The sequence below is a fragment of the Agrobacterium sp. CCNWLW155 genome, from assembly GCF_036888815.1.
Taxonomy (GTDB): Bacteria; Pseudomonadota; Alphaproteobacteria; order Rhizobiales; family Rhizobiaceae; genus Agrobacterium; species Agrobacterium radiobacter.
Genome location: NZ_JBAKFW010000013.1, coordinates 51606 through 72957, shown reverse-complemented (window position 1 = coordinate 72957; position 21352 = coordinate 51606). Strand labels below are relative to the sequence as shown.

General features: G+C 56.2%; 22 protein-coding genes and 1 pseudogene. 12 read left to right on the top strand and 11 right to left on the bottom strand.

Going from position 1 to position 21352, the window contains the following annotated elements:
- Window positions 1-89: 89 nt before the first annotated feature.
- From V6S97_RS25145 to V6S97_RS25120, 6 genes and pseudogenes are all read left to right on the top strand, one after another.
- The gene (locus tag V6S97_RS25145) at window positions 90-1202 is read left to right on the top strand and encodes an extracellular solute-binding protein (RefSeq protein WP_334427911.1); all 1113 of its coding nucleotides are present in this window, start codon (window positions 90-92) and stop codon (window positions 1200-1202) included.
- A gap of 29 nt (window positions 1203-1231) precedes the next feature.
- Window positions 1232-2314, top strand: coding sequence for an ABC transporter ATP-binding protein (locus V6S97_RS25140; protein WP_334427910.1), 1083 nt, complete (start codon window positions 1232-1234; stop codon window positions 2312-2314).
- A gap of 133 nt (window positions 2315-2447) precedes the next feature.
- Window positions 2448-4046: an ABC transporter permease subunit gene (locus V6S97_RS25135; RefSeq protein WP_334427931.1), complete on the top strand. Its 1599-nt coding sequence runs from the start codon at window positions 2448-2450 to the stop codon at window positions 4044-4046.
- A gap of 36 nt (window positions 4047-4082) precedes the next feature.
- Window positions 4083-4610, top strand: coding sequence for a VOC family protein (locus V6S97_RS25130; RefSeq protein WP_334427908.1), 528 nt, complete (start codon window positions 4083-4085; stop codon window positions 4608-4610).
- A gap of 164 nt (window positions 4611-4774) precedes the next feature.
- Window positions 4775-5105 (top strand): annotated as a pseudogene (locus V6S97_RS25125) (FAD-dependent oxidoreductase); the annotation flags it as partial.
- Between the two features lie 33 nt (window positions 5106-5138).
- A complete protein-coding gene (locus tag V6S97_RS25120; RefSeq protein ID WP_334427906.1) occupies window positions 5139-5450 on the top strand; it encodes a Gfo/Idh/MocA family oxidoreductase in 312 nt (103 codons plus the stop codon).
- 98 nt (window positions 5451-5548) lie between these two features.
- Here V6S97_RS25120 and V6S97_RS25115 read toward each other — a convergent pair whose 3' ends face one another.
- Window positions 5549-6217, bottom strand: coding sequence for a TetR/AcrR family transcriptional regulator (locus V6S97_RS25115; RefSeq protein ID WP_334427905.1), 669 nt, complete (start codon window positions 6215-6217; stop codon window positions 5549-5551).
- Between the two features lie 423 nt (window positions 6218-6640).
- Between V6S97_RS25115 and V6S97_RS25110 the strand changes: the two genes are divergently transcribed.
- The gene (locus V6S97_RS25110; RefSeq protein ID WP_334427904.1) at window positions 6641-7258 is read left to right on the top strand and encodes a hypothetical protein; all 618 of its coding nucleotides are present in this window, start codon (window positions 6641-6643) and stop codon (window positions 7256-7258) included.
- Here the strand turns inward: V6S97_RS25110 and V6S97_RS25105 are convergent.
- The 6 genes from V6S97_RS25105 to V6S97_RS25080 form a co-directional block, all read right to left on the bottom strand.
- Window positions 7215-7985 (bottom strand): SDR family NAD(P)-dependent oxidoreductase, encoded by a 771-nt coding sequence (locus V6S97_RS25105; RefSeq protein ID WP_334427903.1) that lies wholly within the window; start codon window positions 7983-7985, stop codon window positions 7215-7217. The two genes, V6S97_RS25110 and V6S97_RS25105, sit on opposite strands and share 44 nt — an antisense overlap.
- A gap of 82 nt (window positions 7986-8067) precedes the next feature.
- Entirely contained in the window at window positions 8068-9426 is a 1359-nt protein-coding gene (locus V6S97_RS25100) for an aminotransferase (protein ID WP_334427930.1), read from the bottom strand.
- A gap of 615 nt (window positions 9427-10041) precedes the next feature.
- Window positions 10042-10800 (bottom strand): TetR/AcrR family transcriptional regulator, encoded by a 759-nt coding sequence (locus V6S97_RS25095; RefSeq protein ID WP_334427902.1) that lies wholly within the window; start codon window positions 10798-10800, stop codon window positions 10042-10044.
- A 232-nt stretch (window positions 10801-11032) separates the two neighbouring features.
- Window positions 11033-11770 carry a recombinase zinc beta ribbon domain-containing protein gene (locus V6S97_RS25090; RefSeq protein WP_334427929.1) on the bottom strand — a complete coding sequence of 246 codons (738 nt, stop codon included), beginning with the start codon at window positions 11768-11770 and terminating at the stop codon, window positions 11033-11035.
- Window positions 11655-12185: a hypothetical protein gene (locus V6S97_RS25085; RefSeq protein WP_334427928.1), complete on the bottom strand. Its 531-nt coding sequence runs from the start codon at window positions 12183-12185 to the stop codon at window positions 11655-11657. Before V6S97_RS25085 ends, V6S97_RS25090 begins: the two co-directional genes overlap by 116 nt.
- 197 nt (window positions 12186-12382) lie before the next feature.
- On the bottom strand, window positions 12383-12862 hold the full coding sequence (locus tag V6S97_RS25080) for an adenylate/guanylate cyclase domain-containing protein (protein ID WP_334427901.1): 480 nt from the start codon (window positions 12860-12862) through the stop codon (window positions 12383-12385).
- Window positions 12863-13520: 658 nt separating this feature from the next.
- Here V6S97_RS25080 and V6S97_RS25075 point away from each other — a divergent pair.
- From V6S97_RS25075 to V6S97_RS25055, 5 genes are all read left to right on the top strand, one after another.
- Window positions 13521-13967, top strand: coding sequence for a flavodoxin family protein (locus V6S97_RS25075; RefSeq protein ID WP_334427900.1), 447 nt, complete (start codon window positions 13521-13523; stop codon window positions 13965-13967).
- Between the two features lie 23 nt (window positions 13968-13990).
- Window positions 13991-15181, top strand: coding sequence for a cytochrome P450 (locus V6S97_RS25070; RefSeq protein ID WP_334427899.1), 1191 nt, complete (start codon window positions 13991-13993; stop codon window positions 15179-15181).
- 256 nt (window positions 15182-15437) lie between these two features.
- On the top strand, window positions 15438-16178 hold the full coding sequence (locus V6S97_RS25065) for a helix-turn-helix transcriptional regulator (RefSeq protein ID WP_334427897.1): 741 nt from the start codon (window positions 15438-15440) through the stop codon (window positions 16176-16178).
- Window positions 16179-16251: 73 nt separating this feature from the next.
- Window positions 16252-16917, top strand: coding sequence for an acyl-homoserine-lactone synthase (locus V6S97_RS25060; RefSeq protein ID WP_334427896.1), 666 nt, complete (start codon window positions 16252-16254; stop codon window positions 16915-16917).
- 97 nt (window positions 16918-17014) lie between these two features.
- Window positions 17015-17662 (top strand): hypothetical protein, encoded by a 648-nt coding sequence (locus V6S97_RS25055; protein ID WP_334427895.1) that lies wholly within the window; start codon window positions 17015-17017, stop codon window positions 17660-17662.
- A 27-nt stretch (window positions 17663-17689) separates the two neighbouring features.
- Here the strand turns inward: V6S97_RS25055 and V6S97_RS25050 are convergent, their stop codons facing one another.
- Genes V6S97_RS25050 through V6S97_RS25035 form a run of 4 tightly spaced genes read right to left on the bottom strand, consistent with a single transcriptional unit; the run spans window position 17690 to window position 21223 of the window.
- Window positions 17690-19705, bottom strand: a complete 2016-nt coding sequence (locus V6S97_RS25050; protein WP_334427893.1) for a relaxase/mobilization nuclease domain-containing protein — start codon at window positions 19703-19705, stop codon at window positions 17690-17692.
- The gene (locus tag V6S97_RS25045; protein ID WP_137006497.1) at window positions 19671-20063 is read right to left on the bottom strand and encodes a hypothetical protein; all 393 of its coding nucleotides are present in this window, start codon (window positions 20061-20063) and stop codon (window positions 19671-19673) included. Before V6S97_RS25045 ends, V6S97_RS25050 begins: the two co-directional genes overlap by 35 nt.
- 5 nt (window positions 20064-20068) lie before the next feature.
- Window positions 20069-20470 carry a hypothetical protein gene (locus tag V6S97_RS25040; protein WP_334427892.1) on the bottom strand — a complete coding sequence of 134 codons (402 nt, stop codon included), beginning with the start codon at window positions 20468-20470 and terminating at the stop codon, window positions 20069-20071.
- A 3-nt stretch (window positions 20471-20473) separates the two neighbouring features.
- Complete coding sequence (locus V6S97_RS25035; RefSeq protein ID WP_334427891.1) at window positions 20474-21223, bottom strand: ParA family protein; 750 nt, start codon at window positions 21221-21223, stop codon at window positions 20474-20476.
- Between the last annotated feature and the right edge of the window lie 129 nt (window positions 21224-21352).

Genomic DNA, 21352 nt, shown 5'->3' with positions numbered 1-21352 from the left:
AAGACGCCCAATGTGTGCCGGAGCCCCACGCAATTAGCAATGCTCCAAAGCAGTCTCATATAGCTCAACAAAAACAAGGGAACATATTCATGACGCAAATCCTGTCGAAGCCCACCGGCCGTAGAACTCTTCTCAAGGCAAGTGGTGCTCTAGCCGCCACGTCCCTGTTCACACCCGCTCTCAACTTGAAGGCGTGGGCGAGCGAGGAGCCCATCACTCTTCTCACATGGGAAGGATACCAACCGGCCGAGTGGGTGAGGGAGTGGCAGGACGCAAACGGCGGCGTTCAGATCAAGCCCGTTCTCATTTCGTCCGGTGACGAGGTTTTTGCGCAGCTCATGTCTGGCGCAGTCAAGCCCGATGTCATCTATGCAGAGGCGTCTCTCGCAGGCCGACTCAACAAGGCGGGGCTTATTTCCCCGTTCAATGCAGCCAAAGTTCCGAATATCGCGAATATCCTTCCCGCCCTCGACTGGCAAAAGCCATTGTCCGTCGATGGGGCCTTGATGGGCATCCCGCTGCATTGGGGCACGCAGCCGCTGCAGTACGACGCGAACGTTATTACGGAAGCGCCGACAAGCTGGGCGGCATTGTGGGATAAGAAATATACCGGCCGGGTGACCACGTTCGACGACGCGACCGTCAATTTTCAGATGATTGCGCTTTATGTGGGCGCCAAAGATCCGTTCAATCTCACCGAAGAAGAGTTCGGACGCGCAACGGATGCACTTCGCGAACTGCGTGGTCAGGTGCGCGTCGTAACGCGCGGTTTCGATGACGCAACGACCCTCTACGCCTCCGGCGAAGCCGTCATCGGCTACTGCCATCTTGTGACGGTCGTCAACTCGCTACGGACTCAGGGCAAAAATTTCAAGTACATCCTACCCAAAGAAGGCACGCCTGCCTGGATCGAAGGAACGTATGTCAGCCCAAAAGGCCAGCGCGACATCGTCTACAAGTTCCTCGACGATACCATGTCCGTCGCGTGGCAGACCCGGTTCATGAAAGCAACAGCGAGCAATGGTGTCCTCACGGCAGAGAATGCTCTCAAGGGCGGACTGACGGATGAAGAGCTGAAGAGCACGAATATCCCTGACGCGGACAATCCCTCCTTCAAGCAGAACCTGCTGTTTGCGCGTGAGCCGGAAGATGTGGATCGCCGCATTCAGATCTGGAGCGATTTCCTCGCCGGAACGCTTTAAATCCATTACAGTCAAACGGAGTTAGCCCCATGGGCATTACCCAGACACCGGCGGTTCTATCGCTGGACCTCGTATCCAAGACCTATACAGGTGCTCAAAAGCCCGCGCTCAACAAGGTTTCGTTCTCTGTGAAGCCGGGCGAGTTTTTCTCGATCCTAGGACCGAGCGGTTCGGGTAAAACCACGATTCTACGGACCGTCGCCGGGTTCGAGCGCCTCGATCACGGCAACATCGTCATGGATGGAAAGGTCGTGAACAACGTCCCGCCATTCAAGCGCGATGTCAGAACGGTTTTTCAGAGTTACGCGTTGTTCCCGCACCTCACGGTGCGGGAAAACGTCGAATATCCCTTGAGCATGCAGGGCGAATGGGGACCGGACCGCCGCAGAAAGGCCGACGACATGCTCACGCTTGTTGAGATGGCCAATTTCGGCGACAGGCTGCCGCACCAGCTTTCGGGAGGGCAGCGCCAGCGCATCGCCCTTGCCCGGTCTCTGGTGTCCCGTCCGAAACTTCTGCTTCTCGATGAACCGCTTGCAGCGCTGGACCTCAGGCTCCGTCAGCAGATGCAGCACACGCTTGTCGCGCTACAGAAGGAGCTTGGCATTGCCTTCTTGTATGTTACCCATGATCAGGGTGAAGCACTCTCCATGTCGGACCGTGTCGTCGTCGTAAAAGACGGGGAGATCGCGCAGCTCGCTACGCCCAGAGAGATCTACTTTTCGCCGCAGAATGAATTCGTCTCCAGGTTTGTGGGTCGGTCGAACCTCCTGCCTGTCGAATTCGAAGACGGCGTCGAGGGCTGCACCGGATCAATAATGGGCCGCCGCATCAAGGGGCTGACGTCAAGCAAAGCCGGCTCGGCACGGATGGCGATACGCTACGAGGCGATCCAGATAAGCGAATTGGAGGCGTCCAATTCTGCTGCTGGAGCTATGCGGGGCGTAGTGGAGGACGTGCTGTTCCTCGGAACGAATTGCGAAGTAAATGTGCGCTGCGGAGATCTGCATCTCATCGGTTCGGTGCCAGCGGCCCGTGAAACCACCTTTGCAGTTGGCCAACCGGTCTGGCTCGACTTCGACCTGACGAACTCACAGGTGTTCCATGACTGATGGTGTCGTCTCCTCCGCGGGCCAGATCGTGGGCTCGCAAACTTCACGCTGGAATTTGCAGAGATGTCAGGCGGCGGCCTCTTCCGCTCTGATCAGCTTGCCCATCCTGACTTGGCTTGTCCTCATCGTGGTCATGCCGAGTCTGTTGCTGATCGGCGTGAGCTTTCTCAAGTCCACCGGCGGTGTGATAAGATTCGAACCGTCACTCGCCAACTACCAGAGACTTTGGAATTCCTCCGGTTTTTGGGTGCTGTTGGGACGCACGCTCGGATATAGTTTCGCGGGGTGCTTCGTCGCATCGTTCATCGCCTATCCCCTGGCGTTCTACGTTGGCAGGGTTGCCACCCGCAATCGGGCGCTTCTAACCACGTTAATTATTCTGCCGCTTTGGATCAGCCTGCTGATGCGCGTTTTCGCTTGGCGTGTCATCCTCGGCCAGTCCGGCGTGCTGAACACATTTCTCGTGTCGTCTGGGATCTTGCAGGAGCCCACGAATGCCTTTCTTTACAGCCCTCTCGCGGTGGTTTTAGTTTTTGCCTATATCGCCATCCCGTTTATCTTCATTTCCACGATGGGTGCCTTCGAGAAAATCCCACAGGATCTGATCGAAGCAGCACAGGATTCTGGAGCGAACGCATTTTTCACGTTCGTGACTCTAGTATGGCCGCTCACGAGAAGAAACTTCGCGATCGGGTTTTCCCTGGCGTTCCTTGTGACCGTCGGTGACTTTGTCACGCCCGCCATGATCGGCGGTATCGACGGCACCACCGTTGGCGTCGTCATTTCCACACAGTTCGGCTTCGCGAACAACTGGCCATACGGCGCGGCTGCGGCCGTTGTACTGATGGTGAGCGTTGGCGTTCTCCTGTCGATCGTTCTTGCCCTGTGTCCATCGCGAGGCGTGATGCTCAGTGTCGAGGGCGACAACAGCCAAGCCCAGACGGTGACCGCATCGAATACGATAGGCCGCCTGATCGGCGTCCTGGGTACCGGCATGGCGATCGTCTACCTTTATGCACCCCTTGCCATCATTTTCATCTTCTCGCTCAATTCGTCGTCCGTGCAGACGTTCCCGCTTCAGGAGCTATCGCTTCAGTGGTACGCTTCCCTGGCCAGCAACGAATCCCTGATCGCCGCTGCGCAACGTTCGCTCATTGTCGCAATCAGCGTCGTATGCCTTGCCGCCGGGCTGGGTACTCTGTTTGCGGTGATCATCCATCATGGTCGACTGAAGGGCGCGCGTTACTACGAGCTTGCCTTCGCGCTGCCGGTCGCGACGCCTGGCGTCGTCCTGGGGATCGAGATGGTGCTCGGCACGGAAATCTTCGGAATTCCATCGGGAATCCCACGCATTATCGTGGGGCAGATGAGCTTCGTCATGCCCGTCACCTTGCTGATGGTCCTGGTCAGACTTCGCAAGATCGACCCGAGCCTGATGGAGGCATCGCTCGATCTCGGGGCGAATCGGCTGAAAAGCTTCACTTCGGTCCTTTGGCCGCTGATCAAGGGCACCGTTCTTGCGAGTGCATTCCTGGGGCTGACCCTTTCCGCTGATGACGTCATGGTCACGTTGTTTCTTTCCGGCGGCTCGCCGACCCTTCCGATCTGGGTATTCAACCAACTCCGTTTCGGCTTCACGCCAGAAGTCAATGCGGTCTTCTCGCTATTGATGTTCGTCTGCCTGGTGATTGTATTTCTCTCAAACCGCCAGGCCGACCGGTCGAGGATTTGATGTCCCCGACGTTCCCAAGTCATTAGAGGAAACGAAATGCGTAAAGGACTTCCGGGGTTGCGCGGGACCGATCATATCGGCCTCACCGTCCCCAATCTCGATGAGGCAATTGCCTTCTTCAGCGATGTGATCGGATGCGAGCTCATCTATCGCGCTGGTGCATTCAGCGACGAAGGTACCTTCATGTCGGATCAGTTGAACGTTCATCCCCGTTCCCGCATCCGCGGGGTTGCGTTTCTGCGTTGCCACAACAACTCGAATTTCGAGCTTTTCGAATACGAGTCACCCGATCAGGCGAACGCCATTCCGAAAAACAGTGCAGTCGGGGGGCATCACATTGCCTTCTATGTCGATGACATGAGAAAAGCCATTGCCCATCTGCGCGGAAACAACGTGCGGCTTCTCGGCGAGCCAGTAGTGGAACCGGAAGGTCCAGATGAGGGAACCACCTGGCTCTACTTCCTTGCACCATGGGGACTCCAAATGGAGTTGATGTGCTATCCCAACGGCAAGGGATACGAGGCAACGACCAAGGCACGGCTTTGGGACCCTCGCGGGGCGTAGTCGCGCTGGACCGCTTCCGAACGAGAGCGCAAGACGTCGTATGCTTTGCCGAGACGTCTTCGCGAGACAGTTCAGTACGGAGCAGCGCTGTCGTTCAGGTTTCCGCACGGCCCCTCGTCGCGCGCTTCAGACCGCAGCTTGTTTGAAATCAGGATATATAGCGCATGCTCAAGTGTGGATCGGATTCAGCCGACATTGTGATCATCGGCTCGGGGATGGGCGGCGCCACCATGGCGTGGGCGCTGGCCGAAACGGGCGCAAGAATCGTCATTCTCGAAAAGGGCCATCAGTTGCAGGATAGCCCCGAAAACCGCGATCCGCGGGCCATTTTCCAGCGCGGCCATTTTCGCCCGAAAGAGAACTGGTACGGCCCCGACGGAGCGGCTTTCAATCCGGGAAACTACTACTACCAACGGCGGCAACACCAAATTCTACGGTGCCGTACTGCTGCGCTATCGCGCCGAAGATTTCGATGGACTGGAGCATGCGGACGGACAAACTGTCAATCAGCACCGAACATAACATTCCATGCTTAAACACATCGAGGTGCACGGTTCCCGTGGGATGCTTCAGGTCCAAAACATCCCAGAAACTATGATATCCTTTGCGGGAACGACCGGCGTTCAAAAGGGCCGGTATGTTGAGTTCTTTCTGGAGCGTTACGCCATCGCCTACGAACGGGAGTTGCAGCATTTCTTCGACTGCATTCGCGAAGGGCACTCTCCAAGCCCGACAGGCGAAGACGGACTGCGGGCGCAACTGATCGCCGATGCGGCCACGATCGCCTCGCAGACCGGGCAGCCGCAGCAACTGCGGGAGCAGGCTGGCATCAGCATCTGACAAGTCGTCAGGCTGGGAAACCGATGGCTCACGGCTGGCAAGTGAACGTCGATCGTCGTTAGCCCGTTTTCAAGAGGGTGATCGCGCCGTACATTAAATTACGTCGTGGCGTCGAACACGTCTTTCCGTTGCAGGATCATCCGGGTTATCTTCTTCGCGGTATTTATATGATATGGAAGGTCTTCCGGTTTTTTGGACCAGCCGCACCATGAGGTTGCGCTGTCAAGCACGGAAATCACGAGCCGAAGAGATGGCTCCGAGAACTCAAATCCCATTTCGACAATGATCGCACGCATCAACTCGTGAATCATCGATAACCAGACGCGCATTTCATTCCGACAATCATCGGGGAGAAATTCAGAAATTTGGTCCATTGCCCAAAGCATGTCCCATACGTCGTGAGACGAGATGGTCAACTGCCGCCGCACATAAACCGTGATCAGCGCGTCCCAAAGGTCGTTCGCATTTTCAGCCTTTTCGGACGTCGCCAGAAACTCGACGCCCCAACCATGATAACTCCATCGCAATGCTTCAGAAATGATCTCGTTGCGGCCATTTTGAAAGTGCGAGTAGATTGAGGACGGCTTCAAATTGACAGCGGTGGCCACCCTTCGCATCGAAATTGACGCGTATCCTTCCGACGCGAGGAGTTTAAAAACTGCCTCCAAAATCAAGGCACGCCCTGGCGTAATGTGAGACCTGCCTATCGAAGCAAGATGCTCTCGAATGTGATCGAGTGCCTTAACCGTACGAGGTCGGAATGACATATAATGATAACCCACTACGCGTCAGAAATCCTGGCTGAAATGCATGCATTTGTCGCATGCCATCGATGCAACGGCTTGTCAACGCGGCGAAATTGCGATGTCACCTATTCTGTTACCAGTGCCAACGGACACAATCGCGGTCCTAAGTCAGACAAGTTCGTGCAGCGACAAAGCCTCCGCACTAATGAGTGCGCGTCGTTCCTTCACGGCATTTGGTCCACAGGAGAGAAGGGTAGTTTGACCGTTCTTCCCTCGAAGGGATCCGCCTTCCGAATGCACCAGATTGAGACACTTCCACGTGCTGCCGTTCGCATAGCCTTTTGCCTAATGTCGGCAAGGCAGCCCAAATGGTGTCGGCACATTTAAGATTTGGGAACAAATGACAAAACGCGATTTGGGTAGCTTACTGGGAGAAAAGGTAAGATGAACGACATTGCAATTGAGGCAGGCGCGACTGTGGACGATACGGCGACCATGGCCCGTAAGATAGAAGATTTCAGCCTGAAAGGAAACATGGGAACATCCCATCTTCTTTTCACCGTTCTGGCCTTTACCGGGCCTTTAGGCGTGATTTTTGGATTTTTGTCCCACAACCTGTCCTTCGGCATAGGCGTGCCGATCGCCTTTGTTGTTGTGACGGGATTTATGCTGCTCTTCTCGGTTGGCTTCACCAACATGAGTCGCCGAATTCCGCGCCCTGGTGCGTTCTACACCTATATCACGATGGGCCTTGGTCGCCCCATCGGGCTTGGCGCATCCTTTTTGGCACTTTCAACCTATGCGTTCAACGTCATCGCTGCTGTGGTCTTCGGTGGCGTCGCGGTCAACAATCTAATCGATAGCTTTGCCAGTGGCGCCCAGTATCCCTGGTGGATCTGGTCAATGCTGCTTTTGATCGGAGTATATCCTAGCACCCAGTCCCCGTCTCGGGCATCCACGCCGTTGAACGGTATAGATGGGGGTGCTTGGGCACCCCCGAAAGTCGGATGGGAACAGGTTAGAATTGGTCGTGGCCGGCCGTCAGCCAGCCGCCGTCCATGACGTAATCGCTGCCATGAACGTAGTCACATGCATCACTGCCCAGGAATGAAGCCAATTTGGCAATTTCTTCAGGCTGGCAGAAACGTCCGGCGGGAAGATCGCGCACAGCAGCTTCGACATCCGGAAAGTCTTCCGACCGATCCTCCGGGAAGTTCATTGGGGTCGCCGTAGCGCCGGGAGACAGCGAGTTCACGCGGATGCCCTTCGTGCCGTACTCGAACGTCAGCGCACGGGTGAACCCGATCAGGGCGTGCTTGGAGGTGGTATAGGCAGATCCGCCGCCGCCAGCTTTCGAACCGGTCACCGAGGCAACATTGATGATGACGCCCTTGCCCTGCTCAAGCATGAAGGGGATGACGGCTCGGCACATGAGGTAGGGACCGACGATATTGATGTCGAGAACCTGACGCCAACCGTCGATATCGGTCTTATGCACGGGCGTATAATCGTCCATGATCCCGGCATTGTTGACCAATAGGTCTATCCGTCCGCGTTGTGCGTGAATTTGTTTTACCGCCTGGTCGACCGCTTCCGCATCGCTCACATCGACGCTTAGTGCCAGCGCCGCTCCAGGATCGGGCAGCAATGCCAGCGTGCCCTGGAGCTTGTCCATGCGGCGGCCTAACGCCGCGACGAACGCTCCCTGAGCAGCGAATTCCTGCACCATCGCCCGGCCGATTCCGGTTCCTGCTCCGGTGACAATGACCACCTTATTGACATAACTCATCTTATCTGCGTCTCCAGTTTGTGCTTCGGTGTCCGGCGCCCGGAGCAATATCGTCTGGGCGCTCGAAAGGCTGCGGATGGACTTAGACCGGGATCGCCTTGATATCTGCGAGCAACTCGTCCAGCGTTTTACCGAGCGTATCGACGATCAACTCCACTTCTTCCTCCGAGATGATCATCGGCGGGCAGAAGATCAGCGCGTCGTAGACCGGACGTGTGATGACTCCATGGTCATGCATCTTGTCGGCCGCGATTTCCGCGAGTTTGCCAACCTTGCCCAGACCGGCCTTGGTAACCTTGTCGGTCACGAGTTCCACTGCTGCGAGAAGCCCGACGCCTCGAACTTCACCGACAAGCGGATGCGACAGATACTTCGAAAGACCTGCCCGGAGGCGTTCGCCCATCGCCTCTGCCCGAGCAGGCAGGTTTCGCTCCTCGACGATTTTGATCGTCTCCAGAGCAACGGCCGAGGCGACTGGATGTCCGCAGTTGGTGAACCCATGGAAAAGCCCGCCCAGTTCATGGCTGGCCTGCATGATCGGATCGACGAACTTGTCGTTCATCAGGATCGCCGCAAACGGAATGTAGGACGACGTCAGTTGCTTGGACAGGACGATGACGTCCGGTTCGATGCCATAGAGTTCGCTGCCGAACATTTTGCCGGTCCGGCCGAAGCCGTTGATCACTTCGTCGGCAATCAGCAGGATATCGTATTTCTTGAGGACGGTCTGCATTTTCTCCCAGTAGCCGGCAGGCGGAACAATAACTCCGCCGCCGCCCATTACCGGTTCGGCGATAAACGCGGCCACGGTCTCCGGGCCTTCCTCCAGGATCTTCTGCTCGAGTTCGCTCGCCAGGCGAGTCGAGAACTCTTCTTCCGTTTCATCCGGAAGACCGTCACGATAAAGATGAGGGCAGGTCAGGCGGATGACGTCCGACACGAGAAGGTCGAAATTGCGGTGGTTGACCTCGAGACCGGTCAGGCACACCGTGCCAATGGTCGCTCCGTGATAGGCACGGTGCCGGGTAATGATCTTGCGCTTTTCCGGCTTGCCCATCGCGCGTGCGCGATACCACAAGAACTTCATCACCGTATCGTTGGCCTCGGACCCGGAATTGGTGAAGAACGCTTTGCTCATCGGTACGGGCGCCATCTGGATCAGCTTTTCGGCGAGATCGATGACGACAGGCGTCGAGCGGTGCGCGAAGATGTGATAGAAAGGCAGCGTGTCCATCTGGCGTTTTGCGGCTTCGCCAAGACGTTTTTCGGAAAAGCCCAGTCCAGCCGACCACATGCCGGACATGCCTTCAAGATAGCGCTTTCCTTCGCTGTCATAAATGAAGACTCCCTCGCCACGCACAATGACGGTCGGCCCTATTTCGGCGTGCACGACTGCATCCGTTGCACAATGCAGAACATGCGCAATGTCACGGGCCTCCATGGAATTGAAATGCTTCACTTCTGGTCTCCAAAATCTTGTGGGATGCACGAGTTTTCACCCGCAACGAACGAACGAACACTCGTTCGCTTTCAGGAGAAGCAAATGTCATGCCAAGCCGGCGTCGCCCGTGCCGCGTGAAGAGCCCGAAAATAGTTGAAGACCTAAAAACTCGAACAAGGCTGTCTACGATGACAAGATAACTAGGTGAACCGAAAACAAAGGCACGGACTCAGCGAGCCAGGATCCCGGAGCCAGTCATTTGTTTAAATGACAGAATTCATGATCAACAATGCCGGCAACAAAGCTCTGTACCGCTTTGCAGCACTAAACCGGCGTCAGCTTCCGAATCGATCGCGATCATATAAACGTAGACAAAGAGCATCCCGCGGATGCCTCTGAAATTACCATGCCTTTGCATAAGGATTGAATAGGATTTTACCTGCTTTCGCCTATTCTGACGGCAACATAGCTGGAGGAAACTATTTAGCTTCTCTTCAGGCGGTGTCCGAATGCAGGCGTTTCCAAAAGCCGGTCGCGCCAGAATCGGTTTCGTGCCAGCAGGAACTTGTAGCTTCAAAAAGCTGCAGCGGTGTGCCCATATAAATGCACCACGCCCTAGGAAACCTTCAATTGAGAAAGAGGCTTTGGTGTCCCCTGCGAACCAAACTGAGAGGATGTTCTCAAGAAACTTCCTTTGAGGCTCTCAGAAGCTGCTTCCGCTTGTGGAGACGACATCTGCAAGACATGGCGTGAGATAAAAATAGCCTGTTCGGCATGAGTGACCAGATCGGATGCCTCGCCATTCCACCTGAAAATTGACGGAGCTCCATCCAAAGCGGCAATAATCGTGCGGATTGTCAACGCATCAGCGTCATGACCCATTTCGACAGCAACCTCCTCAAGCAACTTCTCGACAAGAAACAGCCATCGGTCAACTTCCTGGCGTATCAGTCGAGGAAGAAATTGCGCAAAGTTGTCTGACGCTAGAAGAATATCCCACAGTACGTGGCCCGGCATCGATAGTTGTCGGGTCGTGTACACGCGGACAATTGAATCCCAAGCTTCGTCCGCTGATTTACAGCGGCCTGCCGCATTTAATACAGCGTCACCCCAACTTGAATAATTTGAGCGCAACGATTCAACTATGATTTCGTCGCGACCACCCGGGAAATGGAAGTATAGGCTTGAAGCTTTCACGTTCACAGCCTTGCCAAGCTGGCGCATGGTGACAGCGTTATAACCGTGCGTGGTTGCAAGCTCAAGAAATGCATCAACAATCAGTTTTCGGCCAGCAGTAATTCCTACCCCGTCCAACTGATCTAGGTGTTCCCGCATTCGTTTGAGCGCGTTTTGAATGTTTGGAGACAAAGCCATTTCGTTACCTGAGCAATGATTAATCTCGTCGCAGCACAAAAATCGCAACCTCTCGCGCCGCCGTATCGTTGATAGAACGGATAAAATGGCGTGTTTTTTGTCTAATGTCGACCATCCAGCGTACGAGGCTCATTATAGCGAGTATGTTTTCGCGGCCAACACAGCGCTCTTCCATATTTCGTTCCCTTTGCCAATCACTGCGTTCAATCGGCGTGCGGCAAGCTAGCGGATACTAGCCGGATGCGACCGGGCTGGCTGTCGGCTGATGTTTCCATGCTGCTGACAGCGCGGATAAATCCTTGATCTTGCGCTCAAGCACGCCTACTCGCTCCAGGGCATCATTCCATCGGGCCTCCAGTTCGCGTGCAACATGCCGCTTGGCCGGGTCCACAAGCTCATACCTGCGACTGGCCAGCAGCGCCTCATAGCGTGCGCCTTCAAGGTCGCGTTCGATTGCCGCAACGATATCTCTTCGGGACCGCTCGACTTGATCCGAGGCGAATATTGCTGCTTCGACAGCACGGTCCGACACCGCTTCTAAAATCTGCATCGCAACGGCGCGATCGACCCTGACGCCACCAATGCCGATGCAGAGGCCGACACCCACGTGAGCATCGTCGCCTCGACACTGGCAGCGATGGGCGTTGCCTTTCGCGCTGCCGTAGAAGACGCGCATCATTCGGCCACAGCGACCGCATCGCATCAGTCCAGTCAAAAGGGCACGGCCGCCGCGCGCTGACTTGCGATCGCAATTCTTCTTCATGTGCGCGTTCTCGGCCAGAAGCGTATGGTTCTCCTCATACTTCCGCCAACTGATGTAACCTTGATGATTGTCGCGCAACGGCACACGCCATTCATCCCTCGGCTTGCGCACTCCGGTAGCCTTGCGAGCGCGGCCATCGACGAACCGCGTTCGCTGCGCACGTCTTCCGAAGGCATAGGCGCCTGCATAGAGTGGATTGTGGAGGATCTGCAGACGCTGTGGTGGCCGGGGCCTTCCAGACGAGCTTGCGGACATCGACATTGCGCAGAACGACCGGCATCTTGATATCGGCCGACCGCAGCCACAAAAAGACCTGTCGTCCACTTCCCAGTCCCCGGAATTTGGCAAAAACGAGCCTGATCGTCTCAACCACATGTTCGTCCGGATCAATCTCGATCTTGCCCACTTCGCTCCAGCACAAGCCTGGCGGCAGCATGAACCGCAGTTCTCCGCGTCCTGCCTTGGAATCACGTGCGGCGATGCCGCGCTGACGCATCAAGCTAAGCTCATACTCCGACATCGTACCTTTCAATCCAATCAGCAGACGATCGTTGACGAGCCGCGGATCATAGGCGCCATCCGGATCGATGACCAGCGTACCCGCAAGCGCGCAAAGGTCGATCAGATGATGCCAGTCCCTGCCGTTGCGCGCCAGCCGAAGCCTCGAGACAATAGACCGCTCCTACGTTGCCGGAGCAAACCTGTGCCACAAGCCGTTCGAATCCAGGCCGTTCCATGCTGCCTGAACCGGAGCGGTTCATTCCGGGAACAACGCTCGCTATGCCGCGTCAGCCACGGCGCTGCTGGGATGGATACCAATCAAACAATGTGTGCATAGATTGAGCCATCTCTACCCTCTAAGTCAATGGTGGTCGCAGAGGTAAAGCTGCAACCCGGCGGGATGCTACCGGCTGCCTGAAGACACGCATCAGAGACCAAAAGACTTCCTCGTAACTCCCGCGTCGCCCGTTCGAGACGACTTGCCACGTTGACGACGTCACCGATGACGGTGAATTCCCTTCGTTCGCTCGTGCCGACGTTGCCAACGATCACCTCACCGAAGTGCAATCCGATGGAGACGCGAACAAGTTCAGCGCCGCGGGTCGCACGCTTTGCGTTCCAGACCGAGTATATATTTAGCAGATCGAAAGCACAGGCAAGTGCGCGCCCTGCTGCATCTGGCTGTTGCTCGACGCCACCGACGCAGGCCGCCTCATCGGTGGTGCCGTCACAAAGGACAATCGCCGCTCGTGGCGGGATGACCGCCTTGATTGGCGCCGGGGGCAGATGCCTCGCCACACCACCATATCATTTGCCGTAGACACTTCAGATTCCTTATCATTCAGCACGGTTGCCGAACGAACGAACAACCGTGAGGCTGAGGAACAGCAAATCTCGTCCACTTCTCCGGCAGGTAGTGGGCATGTGCGCGAGCCGAAAGTGGTGAGAGTTCCTATGGAACCGGCCGCATTCGCCACGCTGCTTGGTTAGGCGCGAAGGACGGGCCGTTCTGCTAACCTAATGCGGAAGGTCTACGGGCGACGTTGTTCCAGCGGTAAGGAAGTCGAAAGTTCTCGAGGACGATTGTTAAAATGTCGGACAGGCCTATTGGCTGCACATGTTTTGCCCATTTTCTCGCAATCTTACCATGCAATGCCTATTTTTTCTCAGTCGCTTCCTCCATTCCACGCCGGTAACCAGAACAACCGTTTGCTTGGCTTGCCTTCGAGTAGAATTTGGACGCACCTGCTTTCTGCTGGTCGCGCCTTTTCTCAACCGCAGTCATACGGAAATGCCTTGCTGCTCACTGCGATCTTAGGATAGCGCCGCAGCTATCCTTCCGCGCGTCGCTATGGCTCAGTGACCGATTCCCGGCAGATGGCATAAGAATTGCCTCCGTTAAACCGAACGGCCGTTAGTTAGACGAAGACGACAGCAGTCAAATAATGAGGCGCTTATGCAAAATGTGATGATCCTTTATGGAACGGAGAGCGGAAACGCGGAAATGGCGGCAGATGATATCGCTGCTACGTTGGAAGTGGCCGGCATCGGAGGGAAGGTTTCTTCGATGGACGAATTTACGGTCGATGAACTTTCTCAGATGCAGCGCGTGGTGCTTGTCACGTCGACATATGGCGACGGCGAGATGCCAGACACAGCCATCTCCTTCTACGGCTCCCTCAATGAGACCCGGCCGGATCTCAGCGGTCTTTCTTTCGCTGCTTTTGGTTTGGGAGATGCAACCTACAAAACCTACAACAACGCCATCGATACGCTCGTCGCTACGGTTTCTGACCTTGGGGCATCCCAGTTGGGAAAAACTGGGAAGCACGATGCCGCCAGCGGAAAGCCGCTAACGGACACTGCGATAAGCTGGACGAAAGAAACTTTCTCCATCGCGTGATTTTTCTCCAGAGGACAAAAGCAATGCTCAACATTTCTGCACCGCAAGACAAATATCTTCCCTGGGGAGACGCAGGCTTCAGAGCCAATCCTTATCCGTGGTATGCCAAACTCCGCAAAGATTTCCCGGTCTATAGAATCGACAATAGGGAATACGTGGTCACGCGGTATGACGACTACCTCGAGTTCGTGCGGCATCCGGCGATGAGCATGACGGAGCCGGACTGGGTTCCGCCACATTCCTGGCATGTCTTCTTGAATACGGTTCTGTTCTACAATCCGCCCAAACATACCGCCATGCGGCGGCACAGCAACAAATGGTTTACGCCGAAGCTCGTAAAGGAATGGGTCAAGAATACGGCAGAGGTAACGAACCAGGCGCTCGACGGTATTGGAGCTGATGGGCTTGTGGAAGCGCATCATAATCTCTGTGTCATGCCGACACACGCCACGATGTGTCGCGTCTTGGGGGTGCCGGAAGACAATGTTGAGCAAACCATCGAGAACGTCCTCAGGATCGTTATGGCGCAGAGCCCGGTCTCGACGGCAGAGCAGGAGAGCGAATCGATCAAGGGGTTCGAGTATCTCTTCGGCCAGTGCCGGGCAATGATTGCGGATAAGCGCAAAAATCCTGGCGACGGACTGCTGGACGCCCTCATCGCGGCTCACGAGAAGGGCGAACTGACTGAGAACGAAGTACTTGAAACGCTTGTGCTCTTCTATTTCTCGGGAGCCCCGAACCCGGCTTACGTTCTGGCGTCCTGCCTTGAGCATTTTGCGCGCAATCCGGAGGTCTTTGCACTCTATCGCACTCAGCCGGAGGCTCGTCACGCCATCATCAACGAATTCTTCCGTCTCTACCCGCCGGAACTTTCCTTCACGCGCTACAACAGGGAAGACATCGAAATTCGCGGCGTGAAAATACCGACTGGGTCCCGAATTCGCTTTATGACTGCTGCGGTCAACCGAGATCCGGAGGTTTTCCCGAATCCTGATGCATTCGACCATACCCGGCCGCCTGAAGATAGCCAGAACTTGACGTTCGGCATTGGCACGCATAGCTGCGCCGGTCAGGTCATCAGCCGGGCGGAAGTCGAGACGGTTCTGTCCACCATCGCTGACCGATACAAGCACATCGAGCTTGCCGGCACGCCAACGGTTATGCATGACGATCGCATTCGCAACTATATTACGCTGCCGTTGCGGCTTTCATGACGTGGGAGACATAGGGTGCGAACACCGGACAGTCCTCTTACTTGGAATCCGGCCGCGTCGCGGCCGGATTTCTTGAAGGGTGCCGAGCCTGCTTATCACTTCTATCCACCCGCTTGAGGTTCTATAGGCGGACCAGTCAAAGTTCCATAAAAGGGATTATGCGATATGTTATACCATAACATGCTAGTATCAGCTTGCACTGCCCCTTGGCCGCACTGTCAGCTTGGTCCCAACACACGCATAGTGGAGTTTTTCAATGGAGCTTTTACGAGTACGAGACGAATTTCAAGATCTTCTTCATGCGGTCCAGAACGCTCCGAGTGTTTACGATGCACTCCGCTTTCTGGAAGCAGTATACGGCATCGACTTCTCAACTTACCATCTGGCGCTGACGCTAGCGGACGTAGTCGATACTCCGTATGTGCGCACGACATACCGCGACGCATGGGTTGCTCGTTACCTCCTACGAGGATACGCGAAAGTCGATCCCATTCTGCGCGAAGGTCTCCTCCGGCAACTGCCCTTCGATTGGCGCGAGGTCGAGGTTTCATTGGCGGCCCGTGACTTTCTGTATGACGCTAGGGAAAATGGTGTTGGCGCCCACGGTTACTCCATCCCGATCGTCGACAAAAAGCGCCGTGCACTCTTCTCCCTGAATTCGCACAAGACGGCTGACGAATGGGACGCGACCGTCGAACAATTCCGGAGCGAATGGAAAGAATTGGCCTTTCTTATTCATCACAAGGCCGTCTTCGAACTTCACGGCGAGCACGACCCAATACCACAGTTATCCACTCGTGAAATCGAATGCCTGCACTGGACGGCCCTGGGCAAAGACAGCATCGACATTGCAGTCATCCTGAAGCTTTCCGAGCATACGACAAGAGCCTACATCAAGTCGGCTCGACACAAGCTCGGAGGTGGCTCGATCACCTTTACGATTGCGCGGGCAATGCAGCTACGGCTGATCAATCCGTTTGGCAATACCCCCAGCTAGGGGTACCATCCTGGGGAATTTATCGTATATCTTGTGATCTTCATGGTGCTTCCGTCAAACGATGGAGGCAAACATGTATCTTCTTGTTCAGGCTCACGAATATCACAAGCATATCGACCTGCTCGATCAATCGTTCCGGCTGAGGAAAAAGGTTTTTGCTGACCGTCTCGGCTGGGATGTGTGTGTGGCCGGCCCTCATGAACGGGATCGCTTTGACGATCTTCACCCTGCCTATCTCATCTGGTGCGATGACGACCGGAGGAAACTCTACGGGTCGGTTCGGCTTATGCCGACGACAGGCCCAACGCTTCTCTACGACGTCTTCCGCGAAACATTCCCCAATGCCTGTGATCTTGTCGCGCCCGGCATATGGGAGGGAACGCGCATGTGTATCGACGAGGAGACCGTAGCGCGCGACTTCCCCGACATGCGCCCAGATCGCGCCTTCTGCCTGCTTCTCCTTGCACTGTGCGAAGTTGCCGTCGACAACGGCATCGATACTCTGATCTCGAACTATGAACCGCACATGCGGAGGCTGTACAAACGCGCCGGGGCAGAGTTCGATGAGCTCGGTCGAGCCGATGGCTACGGAAGGTTTCCAGTTTGCTGCGGAGTCTTCGAGGTCTCGCAGCGCGTCCGCGCGCAAATGCGGCTGAAATTGAAAGTCGCCGGACCTTTGTATGCAGGCCGTTCATTTTCCAGACGGGAGGGCGAATTGCCGGTACTCACGGCCGCTTGAACCAGAGACTGCGGCAACCAACCAGGACTGGAGGAGCCACACAGGGTATCGAGGTTTCAACAAGGCAAGGCTGGCTTCCAGCTTTGATCGTCAGCCAATGAAATACAATGGCAATACATTCCGAAAAATCGGCTCTACGGGCCTCGTCATTTTCGAGAGAGATGGCACCCTGTTGAGACGAACTAGTCCGCCCAGCGATTTCATGCTGGGCGACATCAGCAACGAGTTCGTCCAAATGCTGAAGCAGTTGCGAGAGAGCGACGTTCGCTTTGGGTTTATTTCGGACGCAAGAGGAATGGACGTCGGCTCTCACGGCAGATCAGAATTCGCGGCCCTGACAGGGCGACTCGACGAGCTGCTTCGGATCCGGAAGGCTATGCCGGATTTCTGGACGGCATGGGGCATTTTTGCGCAAGAAAGGGGAACTGTGGTCCAGGCAGAAGAGGAGCGACGAATTAGGAATGGCGCCGGATTGATCGCCGGGATGATCTTAGAAGCCGTCGAATGGTATGGTGTCGACAGGCACGAAGCCATATTTGTCTACAGCACTGCGGCTGGTCTGCTGGCGGCAAACGATGCAGATATTTCGGCTGTCCGATATTCTGGTCTGCCAGCGGATCGAACCATTCCGCCCTTGATAGAAATGGAACAGCAGTATCTTTCTCCGCCTGACACTGTGGACATTCAACGGCTTCACGCCGGGATTCAACGGATTTTGGGGCTGAGCCGTCGCCGGTCAGCCTAAACGCAGAATTGAACAGGGATTGTCGCCTCAGCGGCTGCGGTCGCGATCCTTTTCCTGAGGCGGGCGAAGCTTTATCGACTTTTGCGACTCGCGACTACGTTGTTGGGCCTTCTGGCGCTCACGATCCGCGCTATCGGCTTCCGGCCTGTCGCGCTCGGCATTGGACCTGGCAATACGCGACTGATCGATTGAACGGTCGTTTGAGCTTTTGTTGAAAATGCTTTGCTCCGCAACGTGATCACGACCAGCCGCCGACTTCGTTGACAAACCGTTCAGGCTGGTTTTCTCTTGACCCGCATCACCACGATCGCGGTTTTTGGCCACACGTGAGTCAAGCTGGAGCCCGACGACCTTCCCAATGATCTTCGTCGCCTGTTCGAAGATAAGCCGATCGGATGGGTTGGCAATCTTCGCAGCAAGTTTGATCGCAGTGTTTGCGAGCGTTTCTTTCGCAGCCTTCGCCTGGGCAGCGTTAATCGGTGTCGATCGCAGCATGTGCTCTTCTCCTTTCTCTCTGGTTGGATCACGGCCGGCCTGCACGGCTGCCTCAAGCCGCCGGTATTCACGTTGGAGCCCAATCGACAGGTCCTGGCTAAGGTCGCGCGCAGTGCTCGGGGCAGACCGGTCCTTGGCTATCCCGTCCAACATCTTGAGGACAAGTGCGACCGAGTGCCGGCTCTGATCGAGCCGCTTTTGCGCATCCTGCAACCTGGGGGCTGTTGGCGTATCACGAACCTTCGCCAGGACTTTGTCGACGACGTTACTCGGGGCCGCGGCTCCCATCCGCCGAAACATCTCCCATTCCCAGCGTTTGACGGGCGGTGGGCCAGCCCGCTCGATGCGTTTCTGACGATCAATCGGGATGCCCCTTTCACGCGCTTTGTCCGCGAAACGAAGCCGCCATTCGGTAAAGTCGCGAATGTTCGGATTGAGCATCTTGCCACCGGAGTTACGCAGCGCGACGATCACATGCAGGTGTGGATGCTTGCCAAGATCGTTGCGATTGTGGACGGCATAGGCATAGCGGTGGCCGGCAAATTGCTCCCTTAAGAAATCACGCCCGGCATGAATGAGTTGATCGCGATCGACATTTGCCGGTCCTGACAGCAACAGGTGCATGAAATCCCGAGGCTGGCGGGTCTGCATAAGGGTACTGACGACTTTCCCTTCCGCCGCCAGCTGTTTGTGATCCGCAGTGGTTGTTTCGCGCCGCTCGGAGCCGCGCAGATAACGCCCGCTCTTGCCAGGACGCTCCTCGACATGGGTCCTCGTCGAAAGCGTTACCTCCGCACCCCTGCGTTGCATGGCGTGCAGCGTCGCAGTCAGCCCTTTCGGGCCTGACGAAAACTCGGCCGGGTATCGCGAGATCGGTGTGATCCCCTCGTTCCGTAAAGCTTGATCCAGGCGTGCGTCGATTGCATGGGCTTCATTTAGCTCGCCCGGGATGCGATTGCTGGTGCTTCGATCAGACCTGTCCTTCTTTTCGTGGGCGATCACCAGCGCGAAATGCAATCTTGTCTGCCCGTTCACCCCGTCGCTCACACTGAAGGCGTAGGTCCGGCCAGTATCACCAGGCTGGTGGAAACCGTCATCAGCGAGGGAGCCAAGAGCGCGGGCTATTTCTTCCCGACCGGCATTTTCAAGCTCGTAGGTCAGACGCAGCACGTCGCTGCTGCCCTTCCGGTTGCCGAAATCCCTCTCCCATGAACGCACCGCTTCGTTCAGATCCGAGACTTCGCGGCCGTCCTGATCGAGCGCCTTTTCTTCCTTGCTCTGGTAGGCAAGCACGTTTCGGGCGGAACCAGCCCCGGCGCCATAGGAGAGGACCTTTACCACCACCGCATTGTTGCCCGCGGCCCGGCTGATCGCCGAGGCAACGCCAGCATTCTTGACCGAGGGCCGCCTGCCTGGGCCGACTGACGGTCTATTTCCGCTGCCACCACCACCGCGTCGGCGCGGATCGTCTTCGATCAAATCAAGGTAGCTCGGCAGTCGCCGGCCTTCCGGTCTAGACTTTGAGCGATTTCTGGAGACCTCGTTCATCGTGTTTCCTGATAAGTTCGACAATGTAAGATGACGGCCGGACACAGGCGGCGTCGCGGATGGCGTCAATGGCCCCCAAGACCTCGTCCAGCTTCTGTGCGATCAACTTGGTACCCTCGGCGTGCCCGACCTCTTGTGCGAGAACAGCCTCGTTGCGAAAGGCAAGTTCGCGGAGAAACTGATGCATATTCGCCATTTGCCGATCTTGCTCTTCGAGCATCGCCGGAACATGCATGATCTCCCTGGTGACGATCAGCTTGGCGATGATGTTGGTGGATGTGTCGAGCCTTTCGGCAAGAGCGTCGACGTTCCTCAGGATGTGATCAGGCAGACGGAACATAACGGGTGGCTGTCGCATGTGATCTACAGCCCCCTCGCCTTCAGAGCCTCCAGAATGAGCCTGTGCGTCGCCGAGGACAGTTGCTCATGTCGCTCCAACGAAACCCGGAAAATCTTCGTCAACACGTCGTCATCGAGATAAAGCGATATCCGTTTCCGTTTCCCGGAAACGTCAGCCGCTTTGCTGGGCGACGGCGCCTCCGATCGCTGCTTACGTTCGTGCCTGGCTGGCGCGGGGGCTTTGGGCGCATCGGTCTCAGAAGGTGCGGTCTCCTGGCCTTGCGCTTCACCGGGTGGCATGAGTGTGTCGAGGTCGATGGTCGTTGGCATATACGAGGTCGCAGTCTCCTCCACATCCCTGGCCTGTTCTTCACGGGATCGGGCAAGGGCGAGAATGTTTCTGGCGGGCGTTCTTTCCCTCGACATCGTTTAGGCGGCCTCCGCCTGCAGTAGTCCGATGAACTCGTTGTTGATCCTCTTCACCAGATCGATTGCATCGAGCACGCTTTCTGACGCCCGCCGCTTGGCCGACGGCGTCAACGACGGATTGTCTGCAATGCCCGCAAGCTTGGAGTAGAGGGAGCCATAACCGGCCCCGACATCGCTGAAATGATTGCTCTTGCGGACGACTGTCTCGACCATCGGAATCCGGCCGCTCGTCAGGATGGCGTGAACCTCCGGAAGGGATCGATTGTGTTTGAGGGCAATCATGTCTACGTAGTTCCAGATTGCCGCGTATGGGATCGGCCCACTGTCCCGCTTCCGCCCGATCTCCGTCAAAATCGTAGCCACTTTGATGGCTGATGTGGCAGCTGTCGGCTCGGGAATGACGGGAATGAGGATTGCATCGCACTCGTGGTAGACCTCGATCACGCGCTGATGCACATAACCGCCGACATCGTAAATCCGGATGTCCGCTTCGGGAGCCTTGTCGAGCCGCTCACAAAACCTGTCACCGGGCGCCACGCGCAGGTGCAACAATGTCCCGTCGGTCGGCAACAGTCCTCGCTTCATGGAGACATTGTACCAGCGCGTCGACGATTCCTGCTCGTCGCAATCGATCAGCAGAGTTCTGTGCCCTTGCTGCGCAAATTCCGCAGCGAGATTGACGTTCAGGGTGGACTTTCCGGCCCCACCTTTGAAGGTCGAAATGGCGAGAGACAGAGGTTTGACTGTCATAAAATTTCTCACTCTTTTGCGCCAAAGCCGGAGTCGCGATCAATCGAGCCCGGTCGCGCGTTCGCGATCGGAAGATCGAAACCCATCGGGTTCAGCAAATTGTCTTCGCTCCCCATATGACATGAGGGA